This window comes from Paenibacillus sp. FSL H8-0261 (genome assembly GCF_045040645.1).
Classification (GTDB): Bacteria; Bacillota; Bacilli; order Paenibacillales; family Paenibacillaceae; genus Paenibacillus_AQ.
On sequence record NZ_CP150297.1, the window covers coordinates 3,043,873 to 3,062,940 of the forward strand.

At 45.3% G+C, this 19,068-nt stretch carries 16 protein-coding genes; 13 read left to right on the forward strand and 3 right to left on the reverse strand.

Translation table 11 applies throughout. The features are described from left to right. The first annotated feature begins 122 nt into the window (after positions 1–122). On the forward strand, positions 123–3,692 hold the full coding sequence (gene smc, locus MHI27_RS13485) for a chromosome segregation protein SMC (protein WP_149644311.1): 3,570 nt from the start codon (positions 123–125) through the stop codon (positions 3,690–3,692). A 105-nt stretch (positions 3,693–3,797) separates the two neighbouring features. After that, on the forward strand, positions 3,798–4,796 hold the full coding sequence (gene ftsY, locus MHI27_RS13490) for a signal recognition particle-docking protein FtsY (RefSeq protein ID WP_405176474.1): 999 nt from the start codon (positions 3,798–3,800) through the stop codon (positions 4,794–4,796). Between the two features lie 127 nt (positions 4,797–4,923). Here ftsY and MHI27_RS13495 read toward each other — a convergent pair whose 3' ends face one another. After that, positions 4,924–5,811, reverse strand: coding sequence for a DUF1835 domain-containing protein (locus tag MHI27_RS13495; RefSeq protein ID WP_405176475.1), 888 nt, complete (start codon positions 5,809–5,811; stop codon positions 4,924–4,926). Between the two features lie 353 nt (positions 5,812–6,164). On the opposite strand from MHI27_RS13495, the gene MHI27_RS13500 reads away from it, so the two are divergent. The 4 genes from MHI27_RS13500 (at position 6,165) to MHI27_RS13515 (ending at position 10,465) form a co-directional block, all read left to right on the forward strand. Further along, a complete protein-coding gene (locus MHI27_RS13500; protein ID WP_076282773.1) occupies positions 6,165–7,628 on the forward strand; it encodes a circularly permuted type 2 ATP-grasp protein in 1,464 nt (487 codons plus the stop codon). 72 nt (positions 7,629–7,700) lie between these two features. Further along, positions 7,701–8,654, forward strand: a complete 954-nt coding sequence (locus MHI27_RS13505) for an alpha-E domain-containing protein (protein WP_405176476.1) — start codon at positions 7,701–7,703, stop codon at positions 8,652–8,654. Continuing rightward, complete coding sequence (locus tag MHI27_RS13510; RefSeq protein WP_042187715.1) at positions 8,651–9,517, forward strand: transglutaminase family protein; 867 nt, start codon at positions 8,651–8,653, stop codon at positions 9,515–9,517. The genes MHI27_RS13505 and MHI27_RS13510 overlap by 4 nt, the downstream gene beginning before the upstream one ends. A gap of 138 nt (positions 9,518–9,655) precedes the next feature. Beyond that, complete coding sequence (locus tag MHI27_RS13515; protein WP_042187718.1) at positions 9,656–10,465, forward strand: SDR family NAD(P)-dependent oxidoreductase; 810 nt, start codon at positions 9,656–9,658, stop codon at positions 10,463–10,465. Here the strand turns inward: MHI27_RS13515 and MHI27_RS13520 are convergent. Beyond that, positions 10,454–10,933: an SRPBCC family protein gene (locus tag MHI27_RS13520; protein WP_042187720.1), complete on the reverse strand. Its 480-nt coding sequence runs from the start codon at positions 10,931–10,933 to the stop codon at positions 10,454–10,456. The genes MHI27_RS13515 and MHI27_RS13520 overlap by 12 nt on opposite strands. A gap of 1,210 nt (positions 10,934–12,143) precedes the next feature. On the opposite strand from MHI27_RS13520, the gene MHI27_RS13525 reads away from it, so the two are divergent. After that, positions 12,144–12,542: a DnaJ family domain-containing protein gene (locus MHI27_RS13525; RefSeq protein ID WP_076298881.1), complete on the forward strand. Its 399-nt coding sequence runs from the start codon at positions 12,144–12,146 to the stop codon at positions 12,540–12,542. 119 nt (positions 12,543–12,661) lie between these two features. Here the strand turns inward: MHI27_RS13525 and MHI27_RS13530 are convergent, their stop codons facing one another. Continuing rightward, a complete protein-coding gene (locus MHI27_RS13530) occupies positions 12,662–13,081 on the reverse strand; it encodes a GNAT family N-acetyltransferase (protein WP_405176477.1) in 420 nt (139 codons plus the stop codon). A gap of 157 nt (positions 13,082–13,238) precedes the next feature. On the opposite strand from MHI27_RS13530, the gene hrpB reads away from it, so the two are divergent. The 6 genes from hrpB (at position 13,239) to MHI27_RS13560 (ending at position 18,971) form a co-directional block, all read left to right on the forward strand. After that, complete coding sequence (gene hrpB, locus MHI27_RS13535; RefSeq protein ID WP_405176478.1) at positions 13,239–15,731, forward strand: ATP-dependent helicase HrpB; 2,493 nt, start codon at positions 13,239–13,241, stop codon at positions 15,729–15,731. 96 nt (positions 15,732–15,827) lie between these two features. Beyond that, the gene (locus MHI27_RS13540) at positions 15,828–16,412 is read left to right on the forward strand and encodes a general stress protein (RefSeq protein ID WP_042187728.1); all 585 of its coding nucleotides are present in this window, start codon (positions 15,828–15,830) and stop codon (positions 16,410–16,412) included. A 185-nt stretch (positions 16,413–16,597) separates the two neighbouring features. Beyond that, on the forward strand, positions 16,598–17,464 hold the full coding sequence (locus MHI27_RS13545) for an NAD-dependent epimerase/dehydratase family protein (protein ID WP_405176479.1): 867 nt from the start codon (positions 16,598–16,600) through the stop codon (positions 17,462–17,464). A 26-nt stretch (positions 17,465–17,490) separates the two neighbouring features. After that, positions 17,491–17,619, forward strand: coding sequence for a hypothetical protein (locus tag MHI27_RS13550; RefSeq protein WP_256716254.1), 129 nt, complete (start codon positions 17,491–17,493; stop codon positions 17,617–17,619). 24 nt (positions 17,620–17,643) lie between these two features. Then, positions 17,644–17,838 (forward strand): hypothetical protein, encoded by a 195-nt coding sequence (locus MHI27_RS13555; protein ID WP_405176480.1) that lies wholly within the window; start codon positions 17,644–17,646, stop codon positions 17,836–17,838. A gap of 188 nt (positions 17,839–18,026) precedes the next feature. Further along, complete coding sequence (locus tag MHI27_RS13560; protein WP_405176481.1) at positions 18,027–18,971, forward strand: GNAT family N-acetyltransferase; 945 nt, start codon at positions 18,027–18,029, stop codon at positions 18,969–18,971. Positions 18,972–19,068: the final 97 nt, after the last annotated feature.

Here is a 19,068-nt window from a genome sequence, read left to right on the forward strand (position 1 = left end):
CGGCGTTTAGGCGGAGCTCAGACCGTTGCTGCTCTTTTTCGAAAGAATAGCCAAGCTTCATTTTGAAGCTATTTTAGGCGAATAAACGCTATGGTATAATGGGTCAGAGGTGATAGGCAAGTATGTTTTTGAAACGGATAGAATTAGCTGGTTTTAAATCATTTGCCGACAAAACAGAAATGGAATTTGTGCGCGGAATAACGGCCGTAGTGGGTCCGAACGGAAGCGGCAAGAGCAATATTTCTGACGGCATACGCTGGGTGCTCGGCGAACAGAGTGCTAAATCACTGCGTGGCGGCAAGATGGAAGATATTATTTTTGCCGGTAGTGACGCGCGTAAAGCTGTGAATTATGGTGAAGTATCACTTACGCTCGATAATGAGGATCACACGCTTCCACTGGATTTCAGCGAAGTTACAGTGACTCGGCGTGTTCACCGTAGTGGTGAGAGTGAATATTTAATTAATAAGCAATCCTGCAGACTGAAGGATATCACAGAGCTGTTCATGGATACCGGTATCGGGCGTGAGGCTTATTCGATTATCGGACAGGGTCGGATTGAAGAGATTCTGAGTACTCGTTCCGAGGATCGGCGAGGCATATTCGAAGAGGCATCGGGTATTGTAAAATATAAATCGCGCAAAAAAGATGCAAGTCGAAAGCTTGACGACACGGAGCAAAACTTGCTTCGTATTCACGATTTGATTAGTGAGCTTGAGGATCAGATTGGTCCCCTTAAGGATCAATCGGAGAAGGCCATTCGCTTTAAAGAGCTTCGGGAACAACTGAAGCATCAGGAAATTTCAGTCTATGTGCATCAGATTGAAGGCATTCATACAGCTTGGCAGGAAGGTAACGCTAAGCTCGAAACTTTAAAGGATGAGCAACTGGAGTTATCTACAGTTGTCTCAGCCCATGATGCCAAGCTGGAAAGCGGACGTGCTGAACTGCGCGCGTTAGAAGAACAGATCGAGAAGCAGCAAGAGCAATTGCTCCGTTATAGTGAAGCTTATGAGAAGAGCGAAGGTTACGGGGAAGTGTTGAAGGAACGCAAGCGTAATCTTGAGAGCAACCGTGAACAGTTAATGCTCACATTAGGTTCTGTAGGTGAGCGTTCTGCGGACCGACAGCGTGAGCTTGGGGATTTAGAAGCTAAGCTCGAAGCGTCCCGGCTTAAGCTTGTTGAGCTTCGGAAACAGATCGAAGCGGAAGAGGCAAGACTCGAAGGTGTCGCTGACGGTATTAGTCAGAGCCAGGAGGAGAAGCTGAAAAGTGCTCTCCTGGAGTTAATGAACCTTATGGCGAATGCACGTAACGAAATTCGTTACGCCGATCAACAGAAGGAGAACCTGGAGCGTCGTATGAGCCGCAGTGAAGAAGAAAGCGGCAAATGGACTGCACGGCATGATGAGCTGTCTGCTAACCAGAAAGGGCTAAAAGACAAGATTGCCCAGCTTGGAAAAGAACTAAGCAATCTTCGTGGTGCTTATATTACTGAAAGTGAACAACTTAGTAAACGTCAGAAGCTGATTGAAGAGACGCAATCAGGTCTGAGAAAGTGGGAACAGAAGCGGGAAGCACAAGTCTCCCGTCACGAGACCATGAAAGAAATGCAGGATGATTTCGATGGCTTTATGCTTGGGGTTAAAGAAGTTCTCAAAGGAGCTCGTAAAGGACAGCTTAACGGTGTGCATGGTGCGGTTGCTGAACTCATCTCCGTTCCGGAGAAGCTGGAAATGGCTGTTGAGACTGCGCTGGGTGCATCGCTGCAACACGTGGTTATGGATAATGAGAGCGTGTCTCGTCAAGCGATATCTTTCCTGAAGCAACGTCAATTGGGACGAGCTACTTTTCTACCACTCGATGTTATCCGGCCACGCCAAATTTCCGGTAGTGACCGAGGAATGGTGGAAGATGCTGAAGGTTTTGTTGGAATTGGTTCCGAACTCGTTGGATACGATGATAAGTATGCAAGTATTGTTGGCAGTTTGCTTGGCAATGTAGTTATTGCTGAGAGCCTGGAGCAGGCCAACCGCATCGCCGCAAGATGCCAGTATCGTTATCGTGTGGTTACGCTAGAGGGTGATGTAGTCAATGCCGGGGGCTCCATGACTGGTGGTAGCCAACATAAGAAGAACAATAGCTTACTTAGTCGTAAACGCCAGCTGGATCAGCTGAGCAGTGAGATCGAAGAGAGCGAGCGTCAAATTGTTAAGCTGAAACAAGGCATAGCCAGACTTCGTGAAGAGCAGGAGAACGCTAGCGTGAAGCTAGAGGACCTGCGCCGTGATGGTGATGAGAAGAGACTGGAAGAGCAACGTGTTTCTGGCGATTTGAAGCAGCTTGAACAAGAGCTTCGGCATGTACAGGAACAAGTGGAGAGCACAGGCGCTGAACGTAGTGGCTTTGAGAGTGAGGTCCGCACGCTTGAAGAAACTCGGAAACAAGCCTCTGCTGAGCTTGAACGTCTCGAGAAGGAAGAGAAGGAAGCTCATGAGGGTATCCGTAATGCCGAATCGGCGCGTAAAGCGAATGAATCGGCTAAGGAAGAGCTTCAAGGCAAGCTGACCAGCATGAAAGTATCAGAAGGCAAGCTCGATCAGGAGATCTTTTCCTTGGAGGAACAATTACGCCGTCTAAGACAAGATGCGGGTTCACAGGATAAAGAGCTACGCCAAAATCGAAACCTGCTACATACGATCGAACAGGATTTGGCTAGCAATGCTTTGGAAACCGTGAAACAGAAAGAAGATTTGAATAGTTATCGTCTGAAGAAGGAAGAGACAGCCGGTACTTTGGATCTAGCTCGGGCGGAACGTTCAGCGTTAACCCGTAAGCTTGAGCTAGAGGAGGGCAAGACCAAGGATCAGCGTCAGGCACTTAGAGTCGTGGAGGACAAGCTGCGTTCTACTGAAGTTTCTGTGGGTCGTCTCGATGTTGAACTTGATAATATTCTTCGTAAGCTGAGTGATGATTACGAGCTAAGCTATGAACTAGCGAAGCAACGTTATCCTGTGCCCGAAGATGTGCCTGCCGCACAAGCGGATGTACAGCGTCTGAAACGTAGTATTTCTGCATTGGGCGAAGTGAACTTAGGTGCGATTGAAGAATATCAGCGTGTTCATGAGCGTTATACCTTCCTTAGTGGACAAAAAGATGACCTGGTCGAAGCCAAGACTACCCTGTATCAAGTTATCCGTGAGATGGAAGATGAAATGTCCAAACGCTTCAAACAGACCTTTGATGCGATCCGTAAACAATTCGGCACGGTATTCTCGAAGCTGTTCGGAGGCGGTCGAGCTGATCTCATGCTGCTGGATCCAGAACATATGCTTGAAACAGGTATAGATATCGTAGCCCAACCACCGGGTAAAAAGCTTCAAAACCTGCAGCTCCTCTCTGGTGGGGAACGCGCCTTAACTGCGATGGCCCTCTTGTTTGCCATCCTGCAAGTGAAGCCGGTTCCGTTCTGCGTACTGGATGAGGTAGAGGCTGCGTTAGATGAAGCGAATGTCGTGCGTTTTGCACAGTATTTGCGTGAGTTCTCGGAACAAACGCAATTTATCGTCGTTACACACCGCAAAGGAACGATGGAAGAGGCGGATGTGCTCTACGGAGTGACGATGGAAGAAGGCGGAGTATCTAAGCTTGTCTCTGTACGTTTAGAGGATGAGGAAGCAGAGATCGCTTAACGGCTTGCCAAAATGGTGATTTTTTTAAGTATCTGCTTTCGAAGCGAGTTTTGTACGAAGTTAAATCAATGAAGTGTCGCTCACAAAACTTTTAGGAGGAAACAAATGAGCTTTTTCAGGAAGTTAAAAGAAAGCATTTCCGGCAAAACGGAAAGTGTAACCAAACAATTCCGCGACGGATTAGAGAAAACCCGTAAAGGCTTTGTCGAGAAGGTAGCAGACCTGATTATCCGCCGTAAAAAAATAGATGAAGAGTTCTACGAAGAACTGGAAGAAATCTTGATTGGTGCGGACGTAGGTGTTAATACAGTAATGACACTTGTCGAGGATCTGCGCGCCGAAGTGAAGCAAAAACGAATTGAAGATGCAACTGAGCTGCAACCCATTTTGTCCCGTAAGCTCATGGAATTGCTGCGCGGCGATGACGATAACAGCCTGAAAGAAAATCCGGATGGCATTACAGTTATCTTGTTCGTTGGGGTAAATGGAGTAGGCAAGACGACTACGATCGGTAAACTAGCACATCGTTACAAACAAGAGGGTAAAAAAGTTCTTTTGGCCGCAGGGGATACGTTCCGTGCCGGAGCGATTGAGCAGCTCGAAGTTTGGGGTCAACGTGCTGGCGTAGACGTAATTAAGCAACAAGCTGGCTCTGACCCAGCCGCTGTTATGTTCGATGCTGTTCAAGCGGCTAAGCAGCGGAATGTAGATATCTTGATTTGCGATACGGCAGGCAGACTTCAGAATAAGAGCAATCTGATGGAAGAGCTCAACAAGATTTTCCGCGTTATTCAAAGAGAAATTCCTAGTGCTCCGCATGAAGTACTGATGGTGCTAGATGCGACCACAGGTCAAAATGCGCTTACTCAAGCCAAGCTATTTGGTGAAAAGAGTGGGGTAACAGGGCTCGTCTTGACGAAGCTGGATGGTACAGCTAAAGGCGGAATTGTAGTAGCCATTCGTCAGGAAATGAACTTACCAGTGAAGCTCGTAGGGCTCGGAGAAAAGATGGAAGACTTGCAGCCATTTGATTCTCAGCAGTTCGTGCATGCTCTTTTTGCCGGATTAATTGCTGAGGAAGAGTCAGAAGAATCGGAAGAGTAAGTGTAATCCATACCTACACATGATCTTAAAGAAGTCATATTTACAAGGAATGTCCTCGAAGCTATATTTAGTTTATGAGGGCATTCCTTTTTTATAAAATGATTGTTAGTTGTTAATGTAGTGACCTCTAAGGAATTCTTAAAAAGTACAAATGCATCGCGTAGGGTATCCCTTTAAATAACAGCTTTCCCTCACTAATAAGCCTCCAGAAGCGATATTCTATAAATGAGGTACTGATAAATAAATTCCACTGCCCTATAATTGCACCTACAATAAGTCCTGCATTTACGAAATGATCTCCCTGTTCATTCTTTTGCAGTTGCAGAATTAAGGATAGAATGTCTTCGTCATAGTATGTTTCGGGTACATTCGTTAGCTGACCTTTGGACCATACTCGAAGCATATCCTCAGTGTTGCTGATTTCATGCCACTCCTGTTCATACTGTTTTCTCTGCGCGGAGGTAAGGGGTTGCGTATTTTCGGTGTTTTTGATAATAGTTTGCACAGCTTCGTTTGGGAGCTGACCCAGAGACTGGGGAGATAAGCCCATGCTAAATTGGTCAGCAATCCCGGGAAGCTCCTCATAAGCTTTGATTGGATTTATAATATGAATAGGTTGCTTCCTCTCACTAAGAACAGAAAGTGCAAATCGTAAACCTGTCTGATCATGGGAGTTGTCTCCGCACCAAATAGTGATTTTTTTGTCCTCGGGAATTTCTTTTAAGGTCTGAATCATGGCTCCCAGTTTATGCTGGGGATTGAGATGATAACCCTGATCCGGAAATCGTTCTTGAAACCATAACTCACGGGCATGACACCCTTCATCATTATGTAATTTGCACAGCGGTCCAGCAGAGAACGCCTCATTAAATGAAAGTACTCTTATTAAATGACGATTGCCTACACGACTAAGTGCTACCTTCATCGAACCAGCTTCTGACAAGCCAAATAAAAGAAAAATATGATTCCGCCTAGCCTCTTCCTGCTCCATGGTCATAGTATATTTGTGATCCATTTGTTCACTCTCCTAACGCTCCAAATTATACCATATAACTGAAATCACTTTCCCAGACAACTATATAAAAAAACCAACATATGAAAAATTCATAATAGTAATGCTTGTCACTACTCCTGCATACAATTCAATGAAGAAACTACATTTCAGCTCCGGCAATCTATATAAGAGAGAAAGGAAGCGATTCCAAAACGAGGAAATATTCAGAGATCGCATTTCTCTGTTATATATATTGACATCGGAAATAGATTTTACGTATTATGGGAATACAAAACAATATTTTCATGGATATTTTCAGAAATTAAAGTATAGTTTGTTAGTAAAGATAACATTTATCGAAAGGAGTCGGGCTCATGTCCAAATTAGATCCTCTGCCAGGTCTGTCTCCATATCCGCTGCAACATTTTTTCGATGAAATGTATGCAGATAAGAGAAATGTCCGGCCGCATTACAGACATGTGAATCGCATGTTTTCCGGAATGAGCTCCGAAGAGCTGCAGGGTAAGCAGAATTTGATGCAGCGCAGGATGATGGAGGAAGGAATTACTTTTACGTTATACAATCCGGCTCAGGATCATCCCATGGAGCGTACGATTCCCTTCGATATGATTCCACGCATTATTCCTAAGAATGAATGGGAGAGGCTAGAGGCTGGAATTATCCAGCGTATCACCGCTTTGAATCTGTTCATTCATGATATCTACCATGAGCAGTACATCGTAAAGGATGGAATAGTCCCAAGGCGTATGATCATCTCCAACTGTTATTTCCGGCCAGAAATGACTGGTCTAAGGGTGCCTGGTGGAGCCTACATCACTACCTCGGGAATCGATCTGATTCGCCATCATGATGGGCAATATTATGTGCTTGAAGATAATCTACGAACGCCTTCAGGTTTTTCATATCTTTTTAAAGGCAGAACCCTTATGAATCAGTTGTTTCCTGAATTGTCCTTTGCCAGCTCCATCCGAGATGTTGATCATAGCTTGAATCGCTTCTTATCCGTTCTACGTAGTTTATCCCCCTCACGAAAGTCAGATCCGGTTATAGCACTTCTTACACCTGGGGAATACAATTCTGCTTATTATGAGCATGCTTTTCTAGCACAACAGATGGGTATACATTTGGTTGAAGGACGAGATTTGGTTGCAAAGGATCACAAAATATATTTGAAAGAAATGAACGGACTTCGCCGCGTAGATGTACTATATCGTCGTTTGGATGATGATTTCATCGATCCGTTAGCTTTTCAGCCGGATTCACTTCTAGGGGTGGCGGGTCTGATGAATGCGTATCGGGCAGGGAATGTAGCGATTGCTAATGCCCCGGGGACTGGTGTTGCGGATGATAAAGCGATGTATGTATATGTACCGGATATGATTCGTTATTATCTGAATGAAGAACCGATTCTTGGAAATGTCCCTACCTATTTGCTAGGCAGGCCTGATGAACGTTTATATGTCCTTGAGAACCTATCTGAAATGGTTGTTAAGGAAACCTCTTTATCCGGGGGATATGGAATGTTGATCGGAAGCGAAGCTACGAAAGAAGAACTCGCTGAATTTCGAATGAAGATTATCGCAGATCCGGAACGTTATATAGCACAGCCTATTATGTCTCTGTCCAGAGCACCTGTATTGTCTGGTGGGACTATGGCACCGAGACATATCGACCTTCGAGCTTTTGTATTAATGGGTGCTGACCGTAAGCCACATGTTATCCCTGGGGGATTGACACGGGTGGCTATGAAAGAAGGGTCTTTGGTCGTAAACTCCTCGCAAGGTGGCGGCGTAAAAGATACTTGGGTCATGGCTTGATACAACCTAGTGAGGCTTGTTGATGATTAACAAAATGCAGCATCAATTTGTTAAATAAGGGAGTGGCTGGAGATGCTGAATCGAAATGCTGAAGCTTTGTTCTGGATCGGCAGATATATTGAAAGGGCAGAGAATCATGCGCGGCTAATCAATGTTCATTATCATATCCAGCAGGAAGAGGATTTTCATGAAGAAGGACATAAATGGTCAAGGTTAATCGATGCGCTAGGCGTTCGAGGTGAATATATGCAGCAGTTCGAAACCTTTTCCGAGCAGGATGTCCTATCTTTCATCACACTTGATTTAGGCAATTCTAATTCATTATTCTCTTGTGTACATCATGCCAGAAATAATCTGCGAACACTCCGTCAGCAGCTTCCAAGTGAATTATGGGATGTTGTCAACAGCTTCAACCTATGGCTTGGTGAGCGGTCTGTTGCAGATATTATGAGCGGCCCACATCAGTTCTATCAGCAGGTTAAGGAGCGTACAGCCATGTTTCTCGGAGCAGAGCAGTCGGTAATGCTTAGAGGGAATGAGTGGCATTTCATTGAGAGCGGACGGTTTCTAGAGCGGGCAGAGAATACAACTCGTATCTTGCAGGCGGTCATTGCCTCATGCCGATTTAAGGAGCTTGACGCGGTTTATACTCAGTTGCAGGCGGTGCTTAAATCCGTTAGTGGGTACCAGGCGTTTCGCCGTTATTATGCAGATGCTATGTCCCCGGAGAGCATTTTAGATTTCTTGATTGCGAATTCCAAATTTCCGCGTTCCATTCGTTTTTCTTTTCATCAGCTGGAAGAGCATTTAGCAAAGCTTGAACTAGATCCCTCAGAGAAAGGTTCAGGTCATGAGAAGGTTATCCGGCAAGCGGGTAAGCTAAAAGCAGAGCTGGATTATATGGAAAAGGAAGAAATGTCCGGCGAGCTAGTGGAAGATGTGCTTAAATCGCTGGTGATATCCTGTCAAAAACTTGGTAAAACAATGGAGGGCGCCTTTTTTCGGCGAGAAGGAGTGTCTGTATGAAGATTCAAATCAATCATACCACCACATACAGCTATCCAGAGCCGGTTACGGACAGTGTCAATGAGATCAGACTCACGCCACGCACGAATTATCGCCAATCCTGTTATCACCATGAAGTGGATATTTACCCGCCAGCAAATCTTTTAACCTATGAGGATTTCTTCGGGAATCGGGTCCATGCCTATTCGGTTAATAAGCCGCATACGGAGATGGTCATCCACACTAAAGCTACTGTAGTTACACTGGATAAAGCTCAGGGGACAGATCTCCCGAGAACATCTCTTGAAGAACAAATTAGATTGTTAAATGACGAGGGATTTCAGAACAGATATATTGAGTTTATTTTGCCGACTCGTTATACCGAGGTGACGCCTGAATTAGTGGAGTTTGCCTCACAATACCCTTTTAATGAAGCAGAGGATATGTATGAATGGATTCTTAAATTATCGGCGACGATTTATGAACAGTTCACCTATGACCCTGAGGCTACAAGTGTAAATACTACGGTAAAAAAAGCACTGAAGCTTAAACGCGGTGTATGTCAGGATTATGCTCATCTAATGATTGCTGTCTGCCGTAGTGTCGGTCTGCCGTCCAGATATGTAAGTGGATATCATTTTGTTGGTGATTTGCAAGGGAGTAATGCTAATTTTGAGCAAGCCTCACATGCTTGGGTGGAGACTCACATTCCGGGTACAGGTTGGCTTGGTTTCGATCCGACGAATAATGTTGAGGTCAATTGGCGTTACATTAAGTTAGGTCACGGACGGGACTACAAAGATATTGTACCTGTAAAAGGTGTATATCGTGGTGGAGCAGGCACTCTGACCGTGAAAGTGGATGTGCGGAAGCTGGACAATTAGATGTATAGATCTAGATGAAACTCTCAGTTCAAGCTTTTGAACGGGGAGTTTTTTTGTGAAGATGATTCCAGTGTACATGTATTTGGGTAATCTTGATCCATAGTACATCACTAAGAGATCTTAAGGGAGAGATTACATATGAGTCCAAACATAGCTAAGAAACAAAGATTTATTGGAAAAACTGCAATTATAACAGGAGCGGGTTCAGGAATTGGTCGGGCTACCGCTATTAAGCTGGCGAGGGAAGGTGCTAATGTAGCGCTTTTTGATTTGAATCTTGAACGTACCTCATCTTTGGCGGATAAGCTAAACAAGTTTCGCAAAGATTGTGCATTGGCCATAGAGGTAGACACTTCGGATGAAAAAGGGATGGAGGAAGCCGTGCGCAGGACAGTCGAACAATTCGGCGGCTTAGATGTAGTATTCGCTAACGCGGGAATCAATGGTGCGGTGGGACCTATAGAGGAACTGAGCTTGAGTGATTGGGAGCGCACGATGTCGGTGAACTTGACGGGGACCTTTTTGACATTAAAATATACGATCCCTCATCTGAAGGATAAAGGGAAAGGTAGCATTATCATCACTAGCTCCATCAATGGGAATACTAGATTTGCCAGCTTTGGGTGGTCTACATATAGTACTACCAAAGCTGGACAGGTAGCTTTTGCCAAAATGGCTGCACTTGAGCTAGCTAAGTTTAAAATTCGAGTGAATGTGATCTGCCCTGGGGCGATTGCTACCAATATAGATGAAACCACTGAAATGAACGAAGAAGTAGAAGCGATCGTCATTCCGATTGAATTTCCCGATGGTGCGCAGCCGCTGGCGGATGGGCCGGGTAAACCGGATAATGTTGCCGATCTAGTTTCTTTTTTGGCTTCCGATGAATCTATTCATATTACAGGTGCGCAAATTGTGATTGATGGAGCAGAGTCCTTATTGTCCTAATTTAGAGATCGCTTCTCGGTATCGTTCATACCAGACGTTCCATTCAGCTTTTCGTGACTCCAGCGTCGTACCATCCAGAAGATGCTGGATCACGTCCAGACATACATGCCAGCCAGCTAAATCTCGGGGTGTGTGTGGCGTGAGCGTTCGGATCGTTTCATTCAAGACGAGAAGGCAGCCTTCTGAATTAGGATATAGCTCAAAGCGAACGGAATCTTCAGCCCACGTAAATTCAAGAACAGATTCATGTTGCAAGGCGGTAATCGTCATTTCCTCAAAGGTTCCGTCTTGCATATCAAACTTGATTAATCCCCCTTCACGCAGGTCTTCAACACGTAATTCAGTGAACCATAAAGCAAGCTTCTCATTTTCTGTCAGAAAGGACCATATTTCTGATGCGGGATGTTTTAGTTGACGTTCGAAACGAGCGACATAATGATCATCAGCTTTTTTGAGGTTAGCTATCATGTTATATTTCTCCTTTGGACTACTGCTGTAGTCCTTTTTTTATTGTTTAGGAAATTATACAATACAAAAAAAATGTGGATAACTCCGAAGAAAGAGGAAGGAGGGGTGAACGTGAAGAAGCAGGAGACATGAAATAAACGAGGAGTCATCCGTCAGATTCTAAAAACCGAGCGGACCTTATATCCTCCGAAATGCATGTTTTAGTCGAGCTTACGGACAAATGTATGCGAAAAACCGAATACAAATGTGCCGCCAGTAACGTAAATGAGCCAAATGTATGCGAAAAATCGAATACAATGTACCGACGGTAACATAAACGAGCCAAATGTATGCGAAAAACCGAATACAATGTGCCGCCGGTAACGTAAACGAGCCAAATGTATGCGAAAAACCGAATATAATGTGCCGCCGGTAACGTAAATGAGCCAGCGCTGTTATTCGCCCCAGATCACCCGGGAAGGGGCTTGTTATTAGGGAATAAGTGCAATACGGTCCGTCCCTAATATATGCGCTCATTTCATCGAAATAAAGCCATTCGGTCCGTAAGCGGAACCTCACTACGAAGGTGTATATGGATACGAGTATGGAATTACGGATGTACTCAGCTTGTAACTCTACCTCCAAGGACGACGTCAGGCGTTTTTCTTGTTGAGTTGAGGCTTATTAGAACGAGTATAACAATTGTTCGCATGAAAAAAAACTATTGTACGGTTTGGTTAGGCGTCTGTAATATGTTGCGGACAGGGAGCAGAGAATGATGGTGTAGCAGAATGAATTGAATTTGCGGAATGGGGACTCTTTGAGTCCTGAGCGATCTGCGGAGGCGAATATGAGGATGCGCAGACTTTTCGGACTGCATTGCAGCTATTTGAGCTTTTTAGTGCTTATTTTAGCGGTATCGGACTGCATAGCTCTTATTTCCACAATTTCTATTAAAAATAGGGTGTATTTGCGTGAATAGGTGCAACTGAGTCCGATAGTGTAGCAAAATAGCCTGAAATTGCGAAATAAAGGCTCCTTAGTCCGAACGATCTGCGATGACGAGGAAGATTCATAGAACGGAGAAGGATCGCCTTTTATAAGAATGCATTGCGGCAGTTTGATGTAAATCTACAGTTATTTATGCTAAAATAGACGCAATTCTGCTTACCATACTTTTGCTTAGGCGGGATAGATCATAGTAGTGGTATTGGTGAAGGAGGCTGCGTATATGGGGATGATGTCCTGGCTGGTTGAGCAGCGGATTCAGGAATCTATGCGTAATGGGGAATTTGGAGATTTACCTGGGCATGGCAAGCCACTGGAGCTTGAGGATTTATCGGGCGTGCCAGAAGAATTACGCATGTCTTTCAAAATTATGAAGAATTCCGGGCTGGTGCCCGAGGAAGTATCTTTGCGTGCAGAATGTGTTACCCTCGAAGGGCTGCTTGCTGCCTGCCACAATAGCGGAGGCACTGAAACTAGTGAAGGCAAGGCAATTCGGGCAAAATTGTCTTTGAAAAGGCTGCGTCTGCAAGAGCTTCTGCGTGAACGAGGTTTAGATAGTAATCCTGCTTTTATGCAATACAGTGTTCAAATACACGAACAGATAATCAGGGAAGAAGAATAACGCTTATTAGGGTCCTGTTGTATGGACATGAGGATAAATAGTGTGAAATAAAAGCAGCTCTTAGTCCATAAAGAGACGAAAGAGCTGCCTTTTTGCGTGCTTCGCTTCACAAGTGTATTTCATTTTACTTGCTTGAAATATACCCGTTCTGGATCACCATCGTCTAAATTCTCAATGATTCCGCTTCTTACAAATCCTAGAGAAAGACAGACTTGCTGCATGATCGTATTGGATTCATTGGTGGAAGTAAACAGCTTGGGTGTTGGAGAGTGTTCTTCAATGTAACGAATAAGTGCACCGGCAATGCCAAGACGTCTGAAATTGGGATTCACAATTATTAGCTGAATAAAACAGCATTCGAAAAAAGTGGTATCGTAACAAGCAAAACCGACAGGCTCACTGTTAATCGATGCTACAACACATTGCTCATTTAGAATATATTGTTCAATTTTAGGTTTGCGAATTTCGCTGCCAATGACCATGCTATCGATCTTGCTGAGTATAGATAAATCTGAAATAGTGGCTTTAGTTACGAGCATTTTAGAAAGTCTCCTTTTTTATAATATAAGAAAGTTATACTTGAAATGGTAAGTACAGATTGTCTTGATCTTTGAAGTTTTTTCGCACATGATGAATAGGGTTTAGACCACATCAAAGGAAATCATAACATATTATTACAAACGATGGAGAGATATAATGAAACAGCTTCCAATTATACAGGTGCTTCCAGACCTGAAACACATACTTCGCTCAACACGGGCAGCTGTTCTGATCGCAGAACCCGGTGCGGGCAAAACAACTGGAACGCCTCCGGCATTTCTGGACGAGCCATGGATGGCTGGTAAAAGCATTCTTATGCTTGAGCCTAGAAGACTTGCCGCTAGATCAGCTGCAACTTACATGGCTTCCAATCTTGGAGAAAGTGTTGGACAGACGGTAGGTTATCGGATGCGGAACGACACTAAGGTAGGCAAGAATACACGAATTGTTGTAGTGACTGAAGGTGTCTTAACGAGGATGCTTCAGAGTGATCCATCACTAGGGGATGTGGGTCTGATTATTTTTGATGAGTTCCATGAGCGTAGTCTACATGCGGATCTGGGACTTGCTCTGGCGCTGGAAGCGCAGGCAGTGCTGCGTGATGATCTTCGGATTCTGATTATGTCAGCAACACTGGATAGTGAACGGGTCTCGGTTATGCTGGGCGATGCGCCAGTAGTTGATTGTCCGGGACGAACCTATCCGGTGGAAACTATTTATACCCTAACCACAGGGAATCTTCCGATTGAAAAATCGGCCACAGCCGCAGTGAGACGTGCGCTTGCTGAACAGCCGGGAGATGTACTTGTATTCTTGCCGGGTGAACGGGAGATTCGCAGAACCCAAAATGAGTTGGAACATGGAAAACTGCCTGACGGGGTAGTGCTTCGTCCTTTATACGGACAATTACCACAGGCTATGCAGGATGCTGCAGTGGCTCCATCCATAAACGGCGAACGTAAAGTCGTACTAGCGACCTCCATTGCGGAGACAAGCTTGACGATCGAAGGTGTGCGAACGGTAATTGATACAGGGTTGCGTCGTACGCAGATTTTCTCTCCGCGTACGGGAATGCCAAGTCTTACGACGGTTCCGGTATCGAAAGCCTCTGCCGATCAGCGGCGAGGACGGGCCGGGCGGACAGCTCCGGGCGTATGCTACAGGCTGTGGAGTCAGGAGGAGCATAATCGCCTTCCGGATGACAATGTGCCGGAGATTATGGAGACGGATCTTGCGCAGCTCGCTTTGGAGCTGGCACTGTGGGGCGTGCGCGATCCTGCCGCGCTAGCTTGGCTTGACACGCCGCCCGCTGCGCCTTATGCGCAGGGCACCGCGCTGCTGTGCCAGCTCGGCGCGCTGGACGCCGGCGGCGCCATCACGCCGCACGGCCGCAGCATGGCCGCGCTTGGCGCGCACCCGCGAGCCGCGCATATGCTGCTGCGCGCGGCAGAGCTTGACGCAGCACCGCTCGCCTGCCGGCTGGCGGCGCTGCTGCAAGAGCGGGACCTGTTCAAGGGTCCCGCGGCACTAGATTGCGACCTCACGCTCCGCGTAGAGGCGCTGCTCCGGTTCGAACGCTCCGCCGATACGGGCGGAGCGGACCCTGCGGCTCTGCGCGCGGTGGTGCGCGAGAGCCGCAATTTCCTGGCGCAGCTGCAAGCAGCGCCGGGTGGGACCGTGAACGACATCAGCCTCTGCGGGCTGATTCTGTCGTTCGCCTATCCCGACCGGATCGGGCAGAAACGCGGTGATGGCGCGTTTCTGCTCTCCGCCGGTCGTGGCGTGGCCATGCGGGAAGGGCAACCGCTGGCACGATCCGCTTATATTGTGGCCGCGTCTGTTGACGATCGAGCCACACAAGGTGCAATCTTGCTGGCAGCTGAGCTAGAAGAAGGACAATTGCTTAAATATCATATAGATCACATCACAGAGGATTCTGACGTGTATTGGGATAAAGAAAGTGGAAGTGTGAAGAAACGCCGCCGAACGATGCTTGGAGCTCTTGTCTTAAAAGAAACGTCACATGAAAGACCCTCCGCGGAAGAAACAGCGAAAGTACTGCTAAGTGTAATCGCAGAGGATGGGATTGATATCTTACCGTGGGAAAAGGGACCTCTGCAGCTTCGTGAGCGGCTAATGTTTATGCACGCCTTACGTTCAGATTGGCCGGATGTCTCTGATGAAGCATTAATTGAGATGCTTGATGAATGGCTATTACCTTACATTCACGGTATGCGTAACTTGCGTGACCTTCAGCGAATCCCGTTATCCCGTGCGCTTGAGGGGTTGCTGGACTGGAATCAGCGACAGCTTCTTGAACAGGAAGCGCCGACACATATAACAGTTCCTAGTGGTTCGCGTGTGCCCGTGGACTATGCTAATCCAGCTGCTCCCGTACTGGCTGTGCGTTTGCAAGAGATGTTTGGACAGTTAGACACCCCTAGAATTGGTGGGGGAAAGGTACCTGTCTTGCTTCATCTTTTGTCACCGGCGCGAAGACCAATGCAGGTGACTTCTGACCTGGCAAGCTTTTGGCGTGGTACTTATTTTGAGGTTAAAAAGGATCTAAAAGGACGTTATCCTAAGCACTATTGGCCAGACGACCCCTTGCAAGCAATTCCGACCAATCGAACACGTCCCAAGAAATAATAAGGTCCTTCGTGCACTTGAAATTTTAATTAGATGTTTTGTCTTCAGCTTACAGGGTAATTAACTAGCGAAGACAATTACTAAGGAGGGCTTCAAGTGACTAAAAAAATCGTAGGTATCTTTGATACAGAACAAGAAGCAACCAGAGCAATTGAAGGACTTCACAATCAAGGGTTCAGTAATGATGAAATATCAGTAATCACACGTGATCGTGATGAGCTAAGACATATTTCGGATGATACAGGCACAAAAGCTCCCGAGGGCGTTGCAACAGGTGCAGCTACAGGCGGCGTATTGGGTGGTGTTACCGGACTGCTAGCAGGTATCGGAGCGCTCGCAATTCCGGGGATTGGTCCTATACTGGCAGCGGGACCTATTGTGGCAACGTTAACAGGTGTAGCCGTGGGTGCAGGTGCAGGTGGCTTAGTTGGTGGCTTGATCGGTCTTGGCATTCCTGAGGATGAGGCAAAAGAGTACGAAGGATACGTTGAAAGTGGCAAGATCCTTGTGCTTGTTGAGGATAATGGACGAGGGTATCAAGCGCATGATGTGTTCCGAGACAATCGCTCACTAAATGCTCAGCGTTACGAAGGCGTCTATAACGAAGACACTCGACTGGGTAATTCGATGGCTAACAGAGCAGACCGAACGGCTGAAGTTTACAACCGCGATAAAATCTAAAATGTTAATCGACCTACTTTTACTATAAACAATCCATTAAAGACTGCACCTCCTAGCGATAAGCTGTGAGGTGCAGTCTTTATTATACATGTGGTATGATATGGATAATAATCCAAATTATAATTGGGATTTTGAGAAGTAACTAGCAATCTTATACTTAGAAGCTGTTCTTAAGGAGGGCGTAGATGAAGATATTTGTAGCCGGTGCGGCGGGCGTGATTGGACGGCTATTGCTACCTAAGTTATTAGAAGCGGGGCATGAGGTTGTCGGAATGACCCATAAGGAAGAAAATAGAGCATTTATTGAGAAGTGTGGAGCACAGGCGGTAATCGCGGATGTCTTCGATCGAGAGGCCATATTTGCGTCCATTCACAAAGCACAGCCAGAAGTGGTTATCCATCAGCTAACTTCACTAAGTCAGCGGAATTTCTCAGATAATTCCAGGATAAGAATAGAAGGAACACGAAATATTGTGGATGCATCTCTTGCAGCTGGCGTGGAACAAATCATTGCACAAAGTATTTCATGGGCTTATGAAGCTGGAGATGTGCCAGCTACGGAGGAAACTCCTTTAGATCTTAAGGCTTTAGAGCCTCGGAGAAGAACGATTGAAGGTATATACTCACTAGAGAAAGCAGTTGCCGAGATCCCCAATCATGTGATCTTGCGGTATGGAATGTTGTACGGCCAAGGAACATGGTATGACATTAATGGCTATATGGCAGAGGGAATTCGTCAAGAACGAATGACAGCGACAGATGCCGTTGTATCATTCCTACATGTGGAGGATGCAGCTAACGCAGCGGTGCTTGCTCTGAACTGGCCTTCAGGCCCTGTGAACATCGTAGACGACGAGCCTGCTAAAGGATTGGATTGGTTATCAGCTTATTCAGATACCATAGGTGCTCCTGCTCCTAATGTTCAAGAAGGCAGAGCAGGATGGGAACGGGGAGCCTCCAATACGAAAGCTCGAATGGATTACGAATGGAGTCCACTATACCCGTCATGGAGGTCAGGATTTGCTCGGAGCTTGAATGTCCAGAGTGAATGAATTCAGCTACTGAAAGGAAGTGCAGTATGAGTTTACTTCTTGTGATTTTGTTCTTTATTGGTTTAATCATGATGATTAGCAATCAATATGCGATGATCAAGAAAATGGACGAAATGAATGAGTCACTAAGTGAAATTAATAATAAACTTGGCTAGCTAAAGTTGAAAAGGAGTGATGACGTGGGGGGAATAAAAAATTTCTCTCTAGTGGTCGTGAATTTAATCGCGGATCTATGGTTTGGAATCGTACGAAAACCTGAATTTTATGATAATCACACGGTTACTAGAACAAAGAAAGGGTATGTCCTATTTGTAACGTTAGCAGGTATTATCGCTGTGGGAACCGCCATTTGGCTATGCTCTAGAATTTATTGAGGATAAGACTGCCAATAGGCAGTTTTTTTTTATTATAAGGTTTCTTCTTATATATTGGACTTCCAGATGCAATTACACTTGCTGTAGTTTAGTAAATAATCATTATAAGTGTTTATTACCAATCATTTACTTTAAGAAGTGATACTATAGAAAATAGAAGGTGAAGTAGCAGCGAGGAGGAATTGTACATGCAATTAATGGGATGGTCTGAGGATGAAATATCGTATGAGTTAAGTAATGATTATTCAATTCGTAAGGCTGAATCGGAAGAGTGGGGAGTGTATTGCTCCATTTATTATAATATTCAATATATTGGCTTTTTTAGAGAAGATGGGTTCAATTCTGCTCAAAAGAATGCTTTTTGGATCTATAAAGGGGAGGCGAAAATAGGTGGAGTAAGGATGTCCCCTAATCGGATCTATCATTTATTTGTTATTCCACCGTTTAACGATACATTTGTGGTGCTTAAACTTCTAAAAAAGCTTTTGATATATTGGTCTGACCGAACGGAGCCTATAAAAACCTTCGAGGTTCTACCGGATCAAGTTCATTTATTTGCGCGGGCAGGATTTTGGCCTGATGAGTTCAGATGTCGCTGGATGCAGCGTCCTACAGATCATTTTGAGGTGGAATGGAACGAAGAATTTAGAATTGAAAGTCCACAGATCGAAGATGATGGAAAAGGAGCTAAACGCTTTATTCTGGAAGATCAGATCGCCGAATGTAGCTATGCAAGCTTTAATGGAAGTCTCGAGGCGACTAGAAGAAAAAAATTCTCTTATGAAGATTTTATTCCAAGTGAAGAACCGAATTATACGAATGAAGCATTACTTACCGCGTCAACGCTTGTGTATGATAGGAAATCGGGACAGTTAATTGCGAATTGTCTCTTGGGCTTACAAGGAGATTACGCAGCAGTTTATAGTATTGGTGTAATGCCCGGTTATAGAGGCAAAGGGATAGCGACACTGATGTTGAAAAGAGGACTAAGTCTCCTTAAAGATAAGTATCCTTTCCTTAGATTATATGTCATGGAAGGTAATGATGCGGAGTCTGTTTATACGAATCTAGGATTTGTTCCAGGAGTACAAGAGATACAGAGCATGTATATTCCAGTGAACGATCAAGCATAAACGTTTCTGCGTTCTTCTAAGGGCGGTAAGCGTTTAAGCGAGTATAGGCGGGGAATTTATAATTTCTAAAATTAATAAAAGGGCTGCCGGATGGCAG